This is a genomic window from Neobacillus sp. BF23-41 (genome assembly GCF_041106275.1).
On the sequence record NZ_JBGBPR010000002.1, the window covers coordinates 312,498 to 329,735 of the forward strand.

The 17,238-nt window shown below is 38.7% G+C and carries 13 protein-coding genes and 1 pseudogene; 2 read left to right on the top strand and 12 right to left on the bottom strand.

Features of this window, described 5'->3' with window-relative positions:
* Nucleotides 1–15: 15 nt before the first annotated feature.
* From AB7942_RS04645 to AB7942_RS04700, 12 genes and pseudogenes are all read right to left on the bottom strand, one after another.
* Nucleotides 16–837, bottom strand: a complete 822-nt coding sequence (locus AB7942_RS04645; RefSeq protein ID WP_369445986.1) for an alpha/beta fold hydrolase — start codon at nucleotides 835–837, stop codon at nucleotides 16–18.
* A 91-nt stretch (nucleotides 838–928) separates the two neighbouring features.
* Nucleotides 929–2,440, bottom strand: coding sequence for a 4-hydroxyphenylacetate 3-hydroxylase N-terminal domain-containing protein (locus tag AB7942_RS04650; protein ID WP_369445987.1), 1,512 nt, complete (start codon nucleotides 2,438–2,440; stop codon nucleotides 929–931).
* 193 nt (nucleotides 2,441–2,633) lie between these two features.
* The gene (locus AB7942_RS04655; RefSeq protein ID WP_369445988.1) at nucleotides 2,634–3,512 is read right to left on the bottom strand and encodes a hypothetical protein; all 879 of its coding nucleotides are present in this window, start codon (nucleotides 3,510–3,512) and stop codon (nucleotides 2,634–2,636) included.
* 120 nt (nucleotides 3,513–3,632) lie between these two features.
* Nucleotides 3,633–4,304, bottom strand: a complete 672-nt coding sequence (locus AB7942_RS04660) for an isochorismatase family protein (RefSeq protein WP_369445989.1) — start codon at nucleotides 4,302–4,304, stop codon at nucleotides 3,633–3,635.
* Nucleotides 4,305–4,371: 67 nt separating this feature from the next.
* Nucleotides 4,372–4,860, bottom strand: a complete 489-nt coding sequence (locus AB7942_RS04665; RefSeq protein ID WP_179195884.1) for a flavin reductase family protein — start codon at nucleotides 4,858–4,860, stop codon at nucleotides 4,372–4,374.
* Nucleotides 4,853–5,647: a maleate cis-trans isomerase family protein gene (locus AB7942_RS04670; RefSeq protein ID WP_369445990.1), complete on the bottom strand. Its 795-nt coding sequence runs from the start codon at nucleotides 5,645–5,647 to the stop codon at nucleotides 4,853–4,855. The genes AB7942_RS04665 and AB7942_RS04670 overlap by 8 nt, the downstream gene beginning before the upstream one ends.
* A 57-nt stretch (nucleotides 5,648–5,704) precedes the next feature.
* Nucleotides 5,705–7,210, bottom strand: coding sequence for a 4-hydroxyphenylacetate 3-hydroxylase N-terminal domain-containing protein (locus tag AB7942_RS04675; protein ID WP_369445991.1), 1,506 nt, complete (start codon nucleotides 7,208–7,210; stop codon nucleotides 5,705–5,707).
* 233 nt (nucleotides 7,211–7,443) lie between these two features.
* Entirely contained in the window at nucleotides 7,444–8,211 is a 768-nt protein-coding gene (locus AB7942_RS04680) for an isochorismatase family protein (protein ID WP_369445992.1), read from the bottom strand.
* A gap of 907 nt (nucleotides 8,212–9,118) precedes the next feature.
* Nucleotides 9,119–10,197 (bottom strand): annotated as a pseudogene (locus AB7942_RS04685) (IS4 family transposase).
* A gap of 1,037 nt (nucleotides 10,198–11,234) precedes the next feature.
* Nucleotides 11,235–12,020 carry an SDR family oxidoreductase gene (locus AB7942_RS04690; protein WP_369445993.1) on the bottom strand — a complete coding sequence of 262 codons (786 nt, stop codon included), beginning with the start codon at nucleotides 12,018–12,020 and terminating at the stop codon, nucleotides 11,235–11,237.
* A 107-nt stretch (nucleotides 12,021–12,127) separates the two neighbouring features.
* Nucleotides 12,128–13,600 (bottom strand): alpha-ketoglutaric semialdehyde dehydrogenase GucD, encoded by a 1,473-nt coding sequence (gene gucD / locus AB7942_RS04695; protein ID WP_369445994.1) that lies wholly within the window; start codon nucleotides 13,598–13,600, stop codon nucleotides 12,128–12,130.
* A gap of 80 nt (nucleotides 13,601–13,680) precedes the next feature.
* The gene (locus AB7942_RS04700) at nucleotides 13,681–14,898 is read right to left on the bottom strand and encodes an iron-containing alcohol dehydrogenase (RefSeq protein WP_369445995.1); all 1,218 of its coding nucleotides are present in this window, start codon (nucleotides 14,896–14,898) and stop codon (nucleotides 13,681–13,683) included.
* A 214-nt stretch (nucleotides 14,899–15,112) separates the two neighbouring features.
* Here AB7942_RS04700 and AB7942_RS04705 point away from each other — a divergent pair, with 214 nt between their 5' ends.
* Together AB7942_RS04705 and AB7942_RS04710 are read left to right on the top strand one after the other, a co-directional pair.
* Complete coding sequence (locus AB7942_RS04705; protein ID WP_369445996.1) at nucleotides 15,113–16,018, top strand: LysR family transcriptional regulator; 906 nt, start codon at nucleotides 15,113–15,115, stop codon at nucleotides 16,016–16,018.
* A 270-nt stretch (nucleotides 16,019–16,288) separates the two neighbouring features.
* Entirely contained in the window at nucleotides 16,289–17,071 is a 783-nt protein-coding gene (locus AB7942_RS04710; RefSeq protein WP_369445997.1) for an IclR family transcriptional regulator, read from the top strand.
* Nucleotides 17,072–17,238: the final 167 nt, after the last annotated feature.

The following is a 17,238-nucleotide window of genomic DNA, read 5'->3' on the forward strand; positions in this document are numbered from 1 at the left end:
TTATAGACACCTCTTTCATTTTTTTGTAAGTCCTTCAATAAATGAAACAATATAATCAACTGTTTGCTCAGGTGCATCTTTATACACCATGTGGCTTACACCTTTAACCCTTTCCACTTGCATAGAAGAGTTGATAGTTTTCAAAACATGCAGTTCGTTTTCGCGAATTGTATCTCCATGTTCTGCCGCTAAAAGTAATGCCGGTACAGTAAGCATTTTGATAAATACTTGAAAAGACTCCATTAACAGAGATTGATAGGATTCAATGATCGCTTGCAAACTGTTATTTCGATACTCTTCTGCTCTTTCGGATATTTGTTCCTCCGTAAATGAAGGGAAGAAACTACGGAATAATTCCATTTCTCCTTGATCTACTGCCTCCTTTTGTTTTAAAAACATGGACAAAGGATTCGGATAGATATCTCTCTGTCCAGGACCATTAATAGGAGGGTCGATTAATACCATGCCGGAAATTAGAGATGGATACTGGCTCCCAAATGCAGCAGCAATTCGGGCTCCCATGGAGTGACCGACCAATATCGGAGAAACCTGATTATCTATTAATGCGTTGACTACATTCAGCAAGTCTTCTGTATAATCTTTTAATAGATAGCCTTCCTTAGGCCGATCGGACTGCCCTCTGCCTCTAGCATCCATTGATAAGGAATAATATTTTTCAGGCATCAAATTTAGGACTTTTACAAATGAATAGCTGTAACTAGTAATTCCAGGCAAAAAAATGACTGGAGTACCGGCTTTTTCTCCTTTAGTAATGAGGTGAATATTTGCATTTAGACCCTTTACAAATAAATCCTCAAAAGAATGATTTTGCTTCATATTAATGTACTCCTCTCAACGAAGAAACTAAAAAACTAAGCTCTAATCGTTTATCAAGCAACTTACTCTTGCGGTTATTAAAAAGCTTTGATTACAGCCTTAAAGGAAGTCCAATTGATTTACGAATTTGGTTCATAAAAGGTGTTCGGTCATATTCATGGTACAGACGCTCGCGAAGCAATGGTGCTGGCAGTGCATTGACGTTTTCAAAAAGACCAATACGACCCGCATGTGAATCCGTGGTAATATCCCAAATGAAGTTCATCAATAAGTTCTTCTGCTTGGATGTTAAATCGCGTCCAAAGAGAAGTTCCTCTAATTTCCCGCCAATATATGGATGATCATAGTCTTTTTCAGAAAATCTCATGACCAATCCCTGTCCGCATAATTCTTGTAGATGATGGATAATTTGCGGATAGTGGGTAATTCCATAAAGACGTCCTGCTGTAAGCATATTGACATCTGGCCACATCACTTCATCTTGAGTCTGTTTAGCTAATTCCTCTGAGGCCAATACATAAGCTCTCAACGTTTGAGCATACTGAATTACTTCTGATACGATAGAACGTACACCTGGAATCTTCCCAGTGCCTAATGCATCAACAATGAGTTGGGCAGCCCCAGCATACAGTTCCGCTTTAGTTGCTAAACGAGAGAGAATATGCCAGTGCGCCCCTAATACGACACCTCCATATAGTTCATTGAGTTCTGGAACTCCATAGTTAAAAATTCTCCATTTTTCCACAAAGACATTATCAAAAATCAAGAAGGAATCCATTTCTTCTCCGCGTGATTTGACCGGGTGATCATAGGAACTTGCTGCATCAGTAGAGACTGTTTCACGACAGACAATGTGGATACCTGGTGCATTTATCGGTACTGATAACCATAATGACTCTTCAGGTAACAAACCAGGTCGCATCAAATTAGAGAGGATCATTTCATTTCCTTGGGCAGAGATTGAACCTACCGCCTTCGCTCCGCTAATGTAGATTCCTTCTTCCGTTTCCCTCACCACCCGGAGCAAAGCAGGTGTAGAGTCGCCTCCTTTTAGTTGGCTCCCTAGTTCGACATCGAACAGGCGGGCACCAGCGGCGGCGGCTTTGGAACGGTCATTTTGAGGATCCACTAATACTTCAGGTCCCATTAAGTTATTTTTTTGGGCATAGTCAATATAGTGGAGGACATTTTCTGCATATTCAGGCCTTTTACTGCGGAACTTTGAAAGATATGCCGCCATTCCCACAGGCACAAGAGGCGCCAAATCAAACGGGCGGCCAAACACCCCGAAGGTTTCCTGAGCAATATAGTCAGTTAATTCCCGTCGGCTCTTTAAATCTTCCTTCGTTCTAGGAATCATCCAGGCTTTGGTGACGCGATCCCCTAAGTCTGACCTGACGTAAGTAAGCTTATCTTGGATTTCTGGGTTATGCTGGGCATCAAAAATACTAGCCATGATATTAATACCACCGCTAGTGGCTGGGTGAGTTGTTACATCCGAAATCAGTTCGCCCTTATAGTAAACGGTCCGATCATCGCGAAGACTTTCCTTAAACATCTCGCCTGTTTTCAAATACTTTGAAACTACTGAAGTATTTTCCATACTTCTCCCCCTAAGATATAATAGAAAATCTTTTCCCGCTAACGTTTTAAAGTTATCAAAGTTGAACAGCTTATTAATGTTACCTCAAGTTGCTAAACTTACCGAATTTTTCATGATAAATTCTATGATGAGTATTAAAATGTGTCAATATTCTAAACAATATTAAACAATATAATATATTTAAGATAACAATTTAACTTAATATAGAATGACGCTGGTTATCTATTTCTAATTCAATTTCCTCAGGAACTATTGTTGTCACAGACTGCAGAAACTGTACAATAACTTTATCTTTAGAAAAACTATTAATCATAGCATTGTCTAAATCAATTTCAATAGATTTATTGGTATTGAGAATTATAGCTTTAGTAAAGTATTTGTTAGTAGAATTTTTCATATTGACCCAATATTCCCCTACAGGCGGCAGAATAAGGGCAGAATCGGGGACAAATAATCCTTTAAAATCATTCATTGTCCTTACAATCCTGCCACACAATTCATGTTTTTTACCCATAAGGTCATAGGCGAGCTTAAGATCACCATTATTTACCGCATGACGCACTCTAGTGCTAGAGATTCGCTCATTAGCTAAATCGGTAAATTCGACTATTTCTGTCTCAAATCCCAATCTTGAACCTGTTTGTTTTAAAACTTCGGGGTTTCCTGAACCTTTATAGCCAAACCTAAAGTCTTTTCCTACAAAAAATTTTTTAGGGTTTAGACCCAAAAGAACGTTATGAATAAATTCATCGGAGCTAATTGTTGAAAAGTTATTATCAAAAGTATATTCAATGAGGATATCGACTCCCAGAGCAGCAATTCTCTCTGCTCTGGTGTGCGAACTAGTTATACGTGAAGATTGTAAATCATTATGACTAAAAAAAGATTTCGGAAGAGGGTCAAATGTTATGACTATAGTGGGATAGTTACTTTTTTTCCCCTCTATTACAATGTTTGAAATTAATTGTTGATGGCCTTTATGAACGCCATCAAAGGAACCAATCGTAATATATGAGCCATGTTCTAATTCTTTTAAATGTGGGTTGAATAGATTTTTAAAATATTTCAGCATTATCCCTCCTCAATATTCCATGTGTTGCAGTTGTAAGGGAGTCTCACCTGGCCCGTATTTTTCCTTCAAACGATGTGTGATATCAAATCTTTTAAGGCTTAAAGGCACTGATTGGAAAATTTATTCATTTATTAAGGCTGTTAATGAATCCTTACCATATTTAGAAGAAACAGATGTAATGACTTCCTCGGTTTTTAATACGTCGGCATATTTTTGGCGCATATCAAAAAGGCTTTGTTCATGGGATGCTAAAGAACGATCCCCTACAGCATCCTCAACAACAATTGGTCTGTATCCGTATTGCAGCGCATCAACAGCTGTGGCACGAACACAGCCACATGTAGTACAACCAACAATTATTACAGTATCAACATTCTGTGCATTCAGACGTGCAATTAAATCGGTCCCAAAAAAAGCTGATGCATATTTCTTAACAATTAAGCCGTCACCATAACGAAAATCTAAACGGGGATCCACATTTACAGCATCGGTCCCTGCTCTTAAAGTTTTTAACCCCTCCATTTTTTGGTACCAAATTCCTGAATCTGCAAATGTATCATCATCATAAGAAATGGTAGTAAAGAATACTGGCAGATCCGTTCTGTGCATAATATTCAAAAGCTCATTTACTTTTTTAATTTGCGGGGTTAAATCTGAGCCCATAGGCATACTAGAATCAGTAAATCCTTTAATCATATCCACAACTATCAAACCAGGTTTCTTACCAAAACCTAATAATTTTCCAAATCCTCTTTCTTTAAAGAAAGCCTCATCACCTTTAACATGCACCACAACAACTCTCCCTTCATAACCCTCCAAGATTGGTAATATACCAATCTTGGAAAGTCATTCACTTGATTTAGCTCTTTACAGCTGTATTAAATTCTCCAAATTGTCTATTAAAATGAAGCAATGGTGACTTAGCTTCACCCAGTACTACATTTTCAACGAACCCTATAAAAATGGTATGATCACCGGCAGTGACTGTTTGTTCAACTTTACAATGAATATTGGCTAGAGCATTTTTGACATCATAATTAAAATTGCCTTTACTTTCTACAAACTCCTCAAAAAACTTTGGTGCTCCTGCTTTAGCTCCAGATTTCGCTACTTCAATTTGATCTTCGGCTAGAACACTTACACTAAAACGTTCGTTATTAATTATCGCGTGTGTACTAGCTGCTTTAGTTGCCAGGCTTATTAAAATAAGAGGTGGCTCCATTGATAGTGAACAACACGCACTTACCGTTAAGCCCCAAGGCCGGCCATCAATTTCAGTCATGACAATTGTTACTCCAGTAGCGAGTCGGCCCATGGACTCCCGAAATTTATCCTTTATTTCATCCATTATAGTTCCCCTCCTGAATTGGAAATTTAGAGAGAATATCCCCTGATAGCAACTTTCCTGCATTTGGTACATAAGGCTGTAAATTAAGAGTTTTAAGAATGTTATATACTGTTGCCACAGCTGCTGAAAGCACAGGTTTTCCGATTTCATTCTCAACTATTTGAATAGCTTCTAATGAAGGCATTTGAACGCAAGCAGATAATACAACAGCATCAGCTTGGCTAATATCTAAATTTTTAACAATCTCCACCAAACGCATAGGGTCTTGACGTCCAACTTCCAAATTATCAGGGATTTCCAAACTAATAGAATCTGTCACTTGTATTCCACTAGCCTCAATATAGTCAATCACCTGGTTCGTTAATGGCTTCATATAAGGTGTTATTATCGCGACTTTTTGTGCTCCTAATGTTTTAATGCCCTCTACCAATGCACCCGCACTGCTAATAACCGGAGTAGCTGCTCCATTTTCTATTGTTGCATTAAATAAGCGCTGTTCAGATTCCATATGATACCCTGGCCCCTGGCACATAATAGCAACAAGACATGCATACGCAAGAACATCACATCTGGCATCTGAAAGTTCGACAGCACAGCGGTCACTTTCTACATCCATTGCTTTTAATTCCTCTTTTGTAACATTTTTCATTCGCATCCTGCTTGAATGAAAAGTAAACGACAAATTCGGGTCAACTTGTTCTCTCCATCGAAGCATTGCTGGAATTTCTGTTTCCATCGTTGTATTTGAACTAGGAACAACGAGTCCTATTCGATAGTTTTTTTTCAATTTGCACGCCTCCTAAATAGATATAACCTATCAAGCTATTATTCTTATAAACGATACCTACAAAGGAAGTCCAATCGATTTACGAATATGGGTCATAAAAGGTGTTCGGTCATATTCATGATACAGACGCTCACGAAGCAGTGGTGCTGGCAACGCATTGACGTTTTCAAATAGACCGATGCGGCCTGCGTGGGAATCAGTGGTAATATCCCAAATGAAGTTCATCAACAAGTTTTTCTGTTTGGAAGTTAAATCGCGTCCAAAGAGAAGTTCCTCTAATTTTCCTCCAATAAACGGATGATCATAGTCTTTTTCAGAAAATCTCATGACCAATCCTTGTCCGCATAATTCCTGGAGATGATGAATAATTTGCGGATAATGTGTGATTCCATAAAGACGTCCGGCAGTAAGCATATTGACATCCGGCCACATAACACCATCTTCAGTCAGTTTAGCTAATTCCTCAGAGGCTAAAACATAGGCTCTTAACGTTTGAGCATATTGAATGACTTCCGATACGATTGAACGGACGCCTGGAATTTTCCCTGTTCCAAGTGCATCTACGATAAGCTGGGCAGCCCCAGCGTACAATTCAGCTTTAGTAGCTAAACGGGAGAGCACGTGCCAGTGTACTCCTAATACAACGCCTCCGTACAATTCATTGAGTTCTGGGACACCATAGTTGAAAATTCTCCACTTTTCCACAAAAACGTTATCAAAAATCAAGAAAGAATCCATTTCTTCTCCGCGTGATTTAACCGGGTGATCATAAGAACTAATTGAATCGGTTGAGACTGATTCACGGCAGACAATGTGAATGCCCGGTGCATTTATAGGAACAGCTAACCAAAGAGATTCTTCCGGTAAAAGCCCCGGGCGCATAAGGTTGGAGAGAATCATTTCGTTTCCTTGAGAAGAAATAGAACCTACTGCCTTTGCTCCGCTAATGTAGATCCCCTCTTCGGTCTCTTTCACTACCCTGAGCAAAGCCGGTGTGGAGTCGCCTCCTTTAATTTGGCCTCCTAATTCGACATCGAATAGACGGGCACCAGCAGCTGCTGCTTTGGAACGATCATTTTGAGGATCCACTAGTACTTCAGGTCCCATCAAGTTATTCTTTTGGGCATAGTCGATATAGTGAAGTACATTTTCAGCATATTCTGGTCTTTTACTGCGGAATTTGGAAAGATGTGCTGCCATCCCTACAGGAACGAGTGGTGCTAAATCGAACGGTCTGCCAAACACCCCGAAGGTTTCCTGAGCTACAAAGTCAGTTAATTCTCGGCGGCTCTTAAGGTCTTCCTTCGTTCTGGGAATCATCCAAGCTTTACTTACTCTTTCACCTGACTCCTCACTGATATATGTGAGCTTATCTTGGGTTTCTGAGTTATGCTGGGCATCAAAGATCTTGGACATTATATTGATACCGCCACTAGTAGCTGGATGAATGGTCACATCTTGAATTTTTTCACCCTTATAATACACCGTCCGACCATCACGAAGACTTTCCTTGAACATCTCACCTGTTTTCAAAAACTTTGATACTACCTGAGTATTTTCCATCTTTACTCCTCCTTAAAATAATAGAAAATTTGTTACAACCAATAGATTGAAGTTACCAAAGTTGTATACTTTCTCAAAAGTTACCTCAAGCTACTAAACTTATCAAAGCTTCCACAAATTTATTGTAACTTACAGTGCTATTAGTGTCAATATTCAAATTTATTAAATTTTTCTAAAAATAAAAAAAACCATGATTATCAAAAATAATCATGGTTTTAATTCAACTGCCCTACTTATAGTTTCATGCCTTTAAGAACCTTTTCCAGATTCATTACATCGGCATATCTTGCGTTTAAGTCTACTAATGTTGAGTTCTGTAAGGTTTGATTTCGATCTCCTACAGCCTCTTTAGGAATGATAACTCTGTAACCTCTTTGAAGGGCATCGACAGCGGTTGCTCTAATACTTCCACTTGTAGTAGTTCCAGCTAATATTACTGTATCAATTTCTCTTTTTTGCAGGTAATCATCTACTTGATTATCGTACAAAGTAGATATATATACTGTTGCATTAACCATATCATAGGGATAGTCAGCTAAATCTGGATGAATGTTGACCCATGTACTTTCGCGGTCTAAAATTTGAAGAGACGGAAATTTCTCACACCACAGTCTAGAAACCTTATTTTCTGATTCATAAATGGTTTTACTAAAGATAATCGGAATTTTATCGGTAAGTGCTTCTTCAATAAGTTGTTGGGTAGCAGCGATTTGATTATCCATTTTAATAGATAATTGAGAATGGGATTCGGTAAATGCTATAGTTAAATCACGAATTAATAGAGCTGGTTTTATACCAAATCCAGTTTGTCCTGAAAACCCTTGATTAGAGTAAAGCTGTTGAACCTCATCAAGAATATAACGTCTTTGTCCTCCAGGGGTATAAATAACCTTTAAACCATATTCTTCAATATTTCCATTCTTCTCTAACCGCCTTAATGTACTTGGGGACACTCCCAAGAGCTTTGCAGCGTCAGAAATAGTTAAAAGGTTTTCAAACATATGTAATCCTCCCTACTTAAGTCAGCATAACCCAAAAAAACTTACTAAAGTTACACAAAATTATGCATTATATATTAAACTTACCATCATTATATCATAGCAAAATAATTACTGGAACTTATTTCCTTAATAAATGGTAGAAAATTCTCACACTTTACCGACAATATAGGAGTCTTGACTAACATTAACATTCGCTAAAAACATTTCCAATTTTAACTTCCTATTAATTTTTCTGTGAATACAAAAAGCCCCCTTAATTAATATTAAGTGAGCTACGAATCGAACAGTTTCTTGATAAGTCCTAATCAGTTTTTTAACTCAGTCTCAAACAGTCTTTCGTGAAACTGGCAGAAAACTGTGTAGGAAATCCCTATTAAGTTTTAGTGAATACAAAGGTCAAAATTTATCACAAACCCTTGCAGCTGTAGGATTTTTTTGCGGGACTGCGTGGGAATCGAACCCACCAGACCTAGCACGCAGGCCTCAAGCAATTTGAAGTTAGAGGAAAGGTGTTATTTCTAGTTATTTTTAAATATCATTAGTTATTGGAAATCCTTATTTTTAGAAGGTTTTACAGAAATTTAATAAAATTAAGTTATTTATTATTTTCGGTAGTTATTTTTAGTTCGAGACCAAAATGTTTCCATTTCTAATAGGTGCCCGCTCTATTGTTACCGACAAGATCTGCAGATCATATTTTAAAATGTCTGCAGATTTTTTTTGTCCATTAATCACTAGTGTTGCATAAACGATGTCACAATTTTCAGTTTAATTATCTTTCCTGTTTAGAGCCAAAAAGGTAAATACCTAATCAAAGGTGGCTCCATACATTTGGAAATTTATTTACAATTAGACCTGTGTGCCGACGACATTTCGCTTATCAAGGAATGGCTTTTCCTTCAATTTTTCAAAGCCAGATATTCGCTGGTTTCCACAAAGCATCCCTTAGATAATGGCTAATTTGTAAGGTTTTTCGCTTACTTTTCGTCTCTATTTGAACGAGAACATGTAGACAAAAAAACGATTAACGCAATAAACACTTGATTTTGAATCGCCCATTCACTTTGACCGTAGAATTTTTTGATGCTGAGATGTTGTTTTATCCATTTGAAAACAATTCTATTGCCCAGAGTGATTTGTACATTTCTGAAATTTCTTCGGCGCTCAAATCAAAACGATTTGTGATTAAATGGAGTTCATCCTGTTGAATCCAAGACCTTTAATAGGCGAAAATAATTTTTTGCACGGTTCTGTGTCGTACCAATTAAAACCATTTGATCCGATAAAACGTCTGTATTTTCAGGAAGTTTAAAGTTGTAAACTTCCCGTATAACAGCGTTTTTCCGTAGCCTTGAAAGAAAAAAGCACCCCTCATCCGTCATGCGATCAAAGCGCTCGTAATCTAGGTAACCGCGGTCAAACACATACATGCATTCTTTATCATCCACCATGATTTCAAGCTGGCCACGGTCATGTTCTTTTGCAGTTGTCATAACGGCTTTTTCAGGATAGGAAGTACCTTTTTCCATAAAAACAAGACGAAGATCCAACTTGACTCCCGCCTTTGTTTTACGGAATTTTGCCCATTTATGATTTGTCAAATTGAGTGGCAATGTGCTTGAATCGATGATTTTTAACGGCATCACGAGTTTTGTATAGTGGGTTTTGACATGAATTTGTGACACTAAATCTAGAATAAGAGTTTGGAATAGATCTGGATTCAAACCATTTAATCGGCGCGACAGCCGGGAAATACTAATAGAATCAAGATCGATGCCCTTTTGAAGCAGGTCATCGAAAAGACAATCGCCCAGTGCATGAAGACGTTCGATTTCTTGTAGCTGCGCAAAAAGTAGTAATTTCAGAAACGACTCTGTCGTTCGTGTAGGAATCTAATTCCAGCATTTTCACGTTTTCTTCAAATAATTGAAGATTTATTGGTGAAAACCATTGTCCAAACGAAGTTTTTCGTGTAATCTTGTCCATGAGATTGGTCCTTTTTAGTGGATTTGGACGGGTTACCACCTAACTTTTTCATTATAAAGGACTTTTTCTTTGCGTAAAATAACAAAATTGAACATTTTGAATGTTTTTAATAGTTAATTTAAATTAATGCAACACTAGTGAGGAGGGATATCTAAAATTTCTTCCAAAGCCTGTTTCATTCTAAACTCTGCCATTTCCCTAGCTTGTTCTGGAGTGCTCCAGTAACAATTCCAGACTGCTACCTTTCCAGATGATGCCCCATGCTTTGTATGCATTTCCGTATTTATAAACTTGGATTTTCACTTTCCCGTGCCGATAATACCAAAACCAATCCCAAGCCTCTGTAATCCATCACAGCAACAGAATATAAATAAAAATCACTTCTCTCCTCTCTTTAAAGATTCAAGCCCATAACATAGTATCCTATCTAGATATTTGAATATTTTGTGGCAAAATAAAAACCCCTAGAAGAAGGACTAAATTTTAATATGAATTTCAACAAAAGCACCCTATAGTTTAAGTGAGTATTTTCACAAGAACCCCTATCTGTTTTGGAAAAAGCTTCTTTTCATGCAGTTGAAAAAACTAGCTCATGTGATGTTGGAAACGGAAAATGTACCTAATTTCTTTTTTTGACTTAAGGCCCTTAGAGGACCTGACCCCCAACCCAGAATGGATGAGAGCCTTGGACGCAAAAATTAACTCTTTTAGAACTGAGACGTAACACTAGCAACTTTATGACTGCATTTTTCAAGTTCTTTTTGTTTGTTAAGAAAAAATGTCAAGGCCGGTTATAACTTCCTAAAATCACCAAATTAAAATTCCACAGAAGGGATGGTATTTACCCCTCTGTTTTTGCATTTTCTGCTGTTTTACTATAAGTTGGAAACTTTTACCTTTTAAATTATGTGCCGGACGCAGTTACTCCCCCAAAAACTAAAAAGGCTTAATGCAAACAGCGGATTTTGAACAAGCAAAAATCTTTTTTGAAGAGACTAAATTATCAGTATATTATCCAATCTTTTCTAAACGCTCAACTAAATGGACGTAACCATCCCACCGTCTACAAGTATAGAACTACCGGTAATATATGTACTTGCATCTGATACAAGAAAAGTTACAACTTTGGCGAATTCCTCGGGTGTCCCATACCTTCCTAGAGGAATAGTCCTTTTAGACTGATTCTCTGCTGCTTCTAAGGAAATCCCCAGCTTATCAGCATTCAGTTGATCAAGATGAGTAGTTCTGTCTGTTTGGATTCTGCCAGGTGCAACTGTATTTATTAAGATATTGTAAGGTGCAAGTTCTTCAGAAAGCGTTTTAGTCAGTCCTACAATTCCTAGACGGAATGTATTGGAAAGAATGAGGCCTGGAATTGGCTGTTTAATTGACGTGGAAGCAATATTAATAATTCTTCCTCCCCCCTTCTTCATGTCAGGCAGCACTTCACGAATAATCCTAATGTAGCTAAAGAGATTCAATTCGAATGATTTCTGCCAATCTTCATCAGAAATCTGTTCAAATTTCCCTCCGGGAGGACCACCAGCATTGTTAATTAAAATATCAATTTTCCCAAACGTTTCTCGGGTGAACTGTACCAATGAATGGATATCTTCTATATTCGTAATATCGGCGCGATGATAGGCCACCCTGCCTTTCCCTAGCTGATGTAATTCTTCCTGTACTTTTTGCAGCTTTCTCTCTTCACGGCTCGAAATCACCACGTTTACTCCTTCTTCTACTAACTGTGCGGCGATGGCTTTTCCAAGGCCCTGACTTGAAGCGATTACTATAGCGTTTTTTCCTTGCAAATTTAAATTCATATGTACGCTCTCCTTATTCTTCCTCATTTTTCATTTTATATATGTCCACATACTTGATAAATAGAAGTCCCTCGCAAAAAAACGAGGGACTTCTATTTAACTAATGATTATGCTTTTACAAACACCGTTTTAATAGAAGTAAAGAATTCGATCGCAGCCTGACCCTGTTCCCGCGAATGAGAACTGGATTGCTTCATTCCGCCAAATGGAGCTTGAAGTTCAACACCTGCTGTTTCTGCATTTACTCTTACAAGTCCAGCTTCCATATCGTTAATGAAAGAGAACATGTTGCTGATATTTTTCGTGTAGATAGATGCGCTCAGGCCAAACTCTGTATCGTTTGATAGTTCTAAAGCTTCCTCAAGGGTATCGACTTTAATTAGTGCAAGAACAGGTCCAAATATTTCTTCACGTGCGATAATCATGTCATTTGTGACATTTTCGAACACCGTAGGCTGTACGAAGAAACCGTTTTCCGTTCCGTTTTCTGCTGGTCTTTCGCCGCCATATAGGAGGGTCGCTCCTTCTTCCTTCCCTTTTTGAATGTATGATAGGACCGTATTTAATTGATTCTCACTAGCGCACGGTCCCATCCACGTTTCCCCTTGCATTCCGCATCCAACTTTTAGTGCACTTACCTTTTCCAACAGCTTTTCCTTAAACTCATCATACACGTCAGTCTGTACGAAAACGCGGCTTGTTGCCGTACATTTCTGTCCGGTCGACCTTAGGCCCCCGCTAATCGTGCCTTCCACAGCAAGATCAAGATCCGCATCATTTGCAATAATAACAGGATTCTTACCACCCATTTCGAGTTGGTATTTTGCTCCGCGGGCAAGAGCTCCTTGTCCAACCATTTTACCTACAGTGTTGGACCCTGTAAAAGTGATGCCATTTATATCAGGATGTTCAATTATCCTCTGACCAACAACGCTTCCCTTACCTGTGACTAGATTTACAACCCCTGCCGGGATACCCGCTTCAGCAAAACACTCGATTACTTTAGCAGCAGTAACAGCAGTTTCCTGAGCTGGTTTCAGCACAACCGTGTTTCCGTAGATAAGTGCCGGGGCCATCTTCCAAATCGGAATAGCTACTGGAAAGTTCCAAGGTGAGATAACACCGACCACACCGAGAGGTACACGTGTGGTAAACATGAGCGCTTCACTATCAGTAGATGGAATAACGTCACCGATTTTTCTCATCCCTTCGCCGGCATAATAGCGAAGAATAGCTGCCCCACGGGCCGTTTCCCCTTTTGCCTCTGCGAATGTTTTTCCCATTTCTTTTGTCATTGTTTCTGCAATCTCATCAAGGCGGTCTTCCATAATATTGGCTGCTTTATATAAATAGTCGCCTCTTGCTGTTCCAGAAAGTTCTCGCCATGCTTTTTGCGCCTGTTTAGCCGCTGCTACGGCTGCATCCACATCCTCTTGGGAGGAAGACTGCACGTAGCCGACGATTTCATTTTTGTTTGCCGGGTTTATGCTGCCATTCACTTCGTTTGCCGATGACTCAGTCCATTCTCCTTTAATAAAGTTTTTATAGGTTAATACACTGTTTGCAATAATATTCACCATTTTTAATCTCCTTCTCTTCGTTAATGGATTTGAAAATCAGTTTTGCCAAAAGTTTAAATGATCGACTGATTATATAAGCCTTATGCCAATACTAATGTATCTTCCTTATTGTTTATATCTTTTTGAAACTCTTCTAAATTACCATAATAAGCATTTTCAATGATCAGTTTAATATCAGCAGGTTTTGTCAGTCTAGGGTTAATGAGGACGTTACCGCTCCTCATTGAATCTTCCACTAATTTAGACAAGTATTCTAATGAGACGCCCAAATCCTTAATATTTAAAGGAATTTTCATGGCTTGATTCATTTCAATAACAGATTCTATTGCTTTTCCAGCGCCCTCTAATGTGGATAAACCACGAACATCCTTTCCTAAAGCGATCGCGATATCTTTATATTTATCGGCACATGCTGGTAAGTTAAATTTCATGACAAAAGGCAATAGCGCTGCATTTGCGATACCATGCGGAATGTTAAAGACCCCGCCAAACGTATGAGAGATAGCATGAACATTCCCTAAGCGTGATTGGGAAAACGCTACTCCAGCCATCATAGAGGCTACCAGCATTTTTTCCCTGCTTTCGATATCCGTTCCTACGAAGTAAGATTTGGTTAAATTTTCGCCAATCATTTTAATCGCCTGCATCGCGAATCCCTGACTCACTGGGCTCGCTGCTTTGGATGTATAGGATTCTATTGCATGGGTTAATGCATCCATACCCGTCGCGGCTGTGATTTCTTGTGGTAGGTTCAAAGTAAGAGTTGGATCAAGTATGGCCAAGGTTGGAAATAACATCGGGCTAAGGACTGCTAATTTAAAGTGAGTTTCTCTGTTGGTTACAATAGTGGAATTCGTAGTTTCGCTCCCTGTTCCTGCCGTAGTTGGTATTGCGATAATTGGAAGTGGCGGCCTCTTAATTTTGCCCACCCCTTCATACTCCAATATATGGCCGGGGTTGGTAGCCATCGCGGCTATTCCCTTTGCAGTGTCAATGCTGCTTCCACCACCTATAGCTAACACAGCACCATGATTAAGTTGCTTGATATAATCAGTTCCTCTATGTATTGTTTCAGCTGATGGGTTTGGTTCTACTTCATCATAGATGTCATAGCACAAGTTCGCAGCCAGGAGAGATTTCTCAATTCCTTCTAAAAGATTGGCTGCCCTAACCCCTTTATCCGTTACGATAAGAACGCTAGTAACACCTAATTCCTTTACCATTTCTCCCGTTTTTTCTGATATCCCGTTTCCGCACTCCACTCGGGTTGGCATAAAATACTTATAACTCATTGACATGTCTAGTTAACTTCCTCTCTACTTTTAGATTCATAGCCCATTTCGACGTGATGCAGCAAGGAAAAGACCTTACAAAAGTAAAAATGTTAAAAATATAGATAATCTTCTCGCAATTTAGTGCTTACGCTTACAAACAGCATACAAGAAATGATATAATCGGTCTACACGAATATTCTGATTATTATCATCGTTAAAACCGATTTAGGAGGTAGCCATGGAACTGAAACAGTTGATGATTTTTCAAACTGCAGCCCAAGAACTGAATTTTACACGTACCGCGGAAATTCTTTGTTTTGCCCAATCAAGCATCACTGCACAAATTAAGTCACTTGAAGACGAGCTTGGTGTTCCACTGTTCGAACGATTAGGAAAAAGGGTGATCTTAAGTCAAGCAGGTCACCGTTTTAAGTTATATGCGGATAAGATTCTTGGGGTTGCTGAAGAGGCAAAGATGATTGTCGGAGAAAATGTTGAGCCAAGCGGGACACTGACCATATGTGCTTCGGAAACACAGTGCACATATCGTTTACCCTCATTGTTGAGACAATTTCAAAATAGTTTTCCAAAAGTACAACTTGTTTTTCGTCCTGGAATATCTGAAGCGGACTTCGGTGGACTTCTTGCTAAAGGTGCTTTAGATGCAGTGTTAATATCTATGACTCCTATTGTTTCGGATAACCTAATTGTTGAACCGCTAGTTGCAGAGCCTATTGTGATTGTAAGTCATCCAGATCACTTTTTAGCCCAAAAGCAGAAAGTAACGGCTTTAGACTTAAATGGTCAGCCACTACTTGTGACAGAGGAATGCGATTACCGTCGTTTATTTGAAGAATCACTGACGGAGGCTGGTGTACAACCATTAAGCAAACTTGAACTTGGGGATGTAGAAGCCATTAAAAAATGTGTTATGGCAGGTATTGGAATAGCGGCTCTGCCGAAGATTGCAGTGGAGACAGAAGTGGCTCAGGGTCGACTTGCGGAACTCAAATGGGTTGGATCTGACTTTCCGATCGTCACCCAATTAGTTTGGCACAAAGACAAATGGATGTCCCCTGCTTTAAGCGCATTTTTGGAAGTGACACGGGAGAACATACGAAAAGAGAATATCACCTTCCAATGAAAAAAATTAAATATTGGCTGAAAAAGCCCATGTTGTAGGACAATTTCCCTTTTGGAAGTTGTCCTTTTTTCATAATTTGTATAGGTCATAACCCCTGCAACAATCGCATTTGTACAGTCCTTGCTGTTGAAAACTCCCATCGAGTAGTTATGCAAATAATCACAAATCTCAGAAAATACACTTGATTTTTTATTTTTTTTAATTTACGATTTACCCAGTGGAAAATGGATAACGCCATTCACTAAAATAATTGTTGAGGAGGTGATATATGTGACGGAAAACAAGCGTGCATCCTATGGAAATGTTTCCCATGCATTAGATATCTTATTGTTTTTTAGAAAACACGAGGTTTGTAGTTTGGGAGAAATGGCTGAAAGACTTGACCTCAAAAAAAGTTATTTATCCAAATTGTTAGATGCTTTAAAAGACAAAGGTTTTATTGCTCAGGATAGCGATACAGGAAAGTATAAGCTAGGGTTATCCTGTTTAGAGTTGGCCACTGCATTTGAAAACAGACTGGATATTCGGAAAATAGCCCATCCATATCTTGTTGAATTATCATCTACCACTAAAGAACTGGTTCACCTTGGGGTAATGGATTCGAATGTTGTTGTTCTATTGGAACGAATCATGAATCAAGAGTCTGGCTTGAGATTGCAATTCCATTTATCTTTAACCTCACCTCCTCATTCGACAGGATTAGGTAAAGTGTTATTAGCTTACAGTGACCAAACACTGGTTGAAAACTATCTATCGACTGCAAAATTGGAGCCTTCTTCTCCTCATACGACTGTTGATCCAAACAAAATTCGTGAGGAATTGGAACAGATAAGGCTTAAAGGTTATTATTTGTCGTATGAAACATTTGAAAGTGGTGTATCGTGTGTAGCTGCTCCTGTTTTTTCACGTCAGGGCAAAATTATTGCTGCCATAAGTATATGTGGACCAACAGTTAGGATTTTGTCTAAACAGAAAGAGTTGGTTAAACATCTACTTGCCACAATCTCTACGGTAAACAGTGCATTAGGATACGACCTTCAACTTTCCCAATAGGCTATACATAATAGAATGTTGCTGGGTCAAAAAAGGCAGGAATGCCTTTAATTAGAATGCGAACGCTTACTTTTGTCTGATAAAACCTCTTAATCAAGCGATTCTATGAAATTATTATTTAATATTAGGTAATACGACCATCATGACATTCCTCCAAGAGAATATTA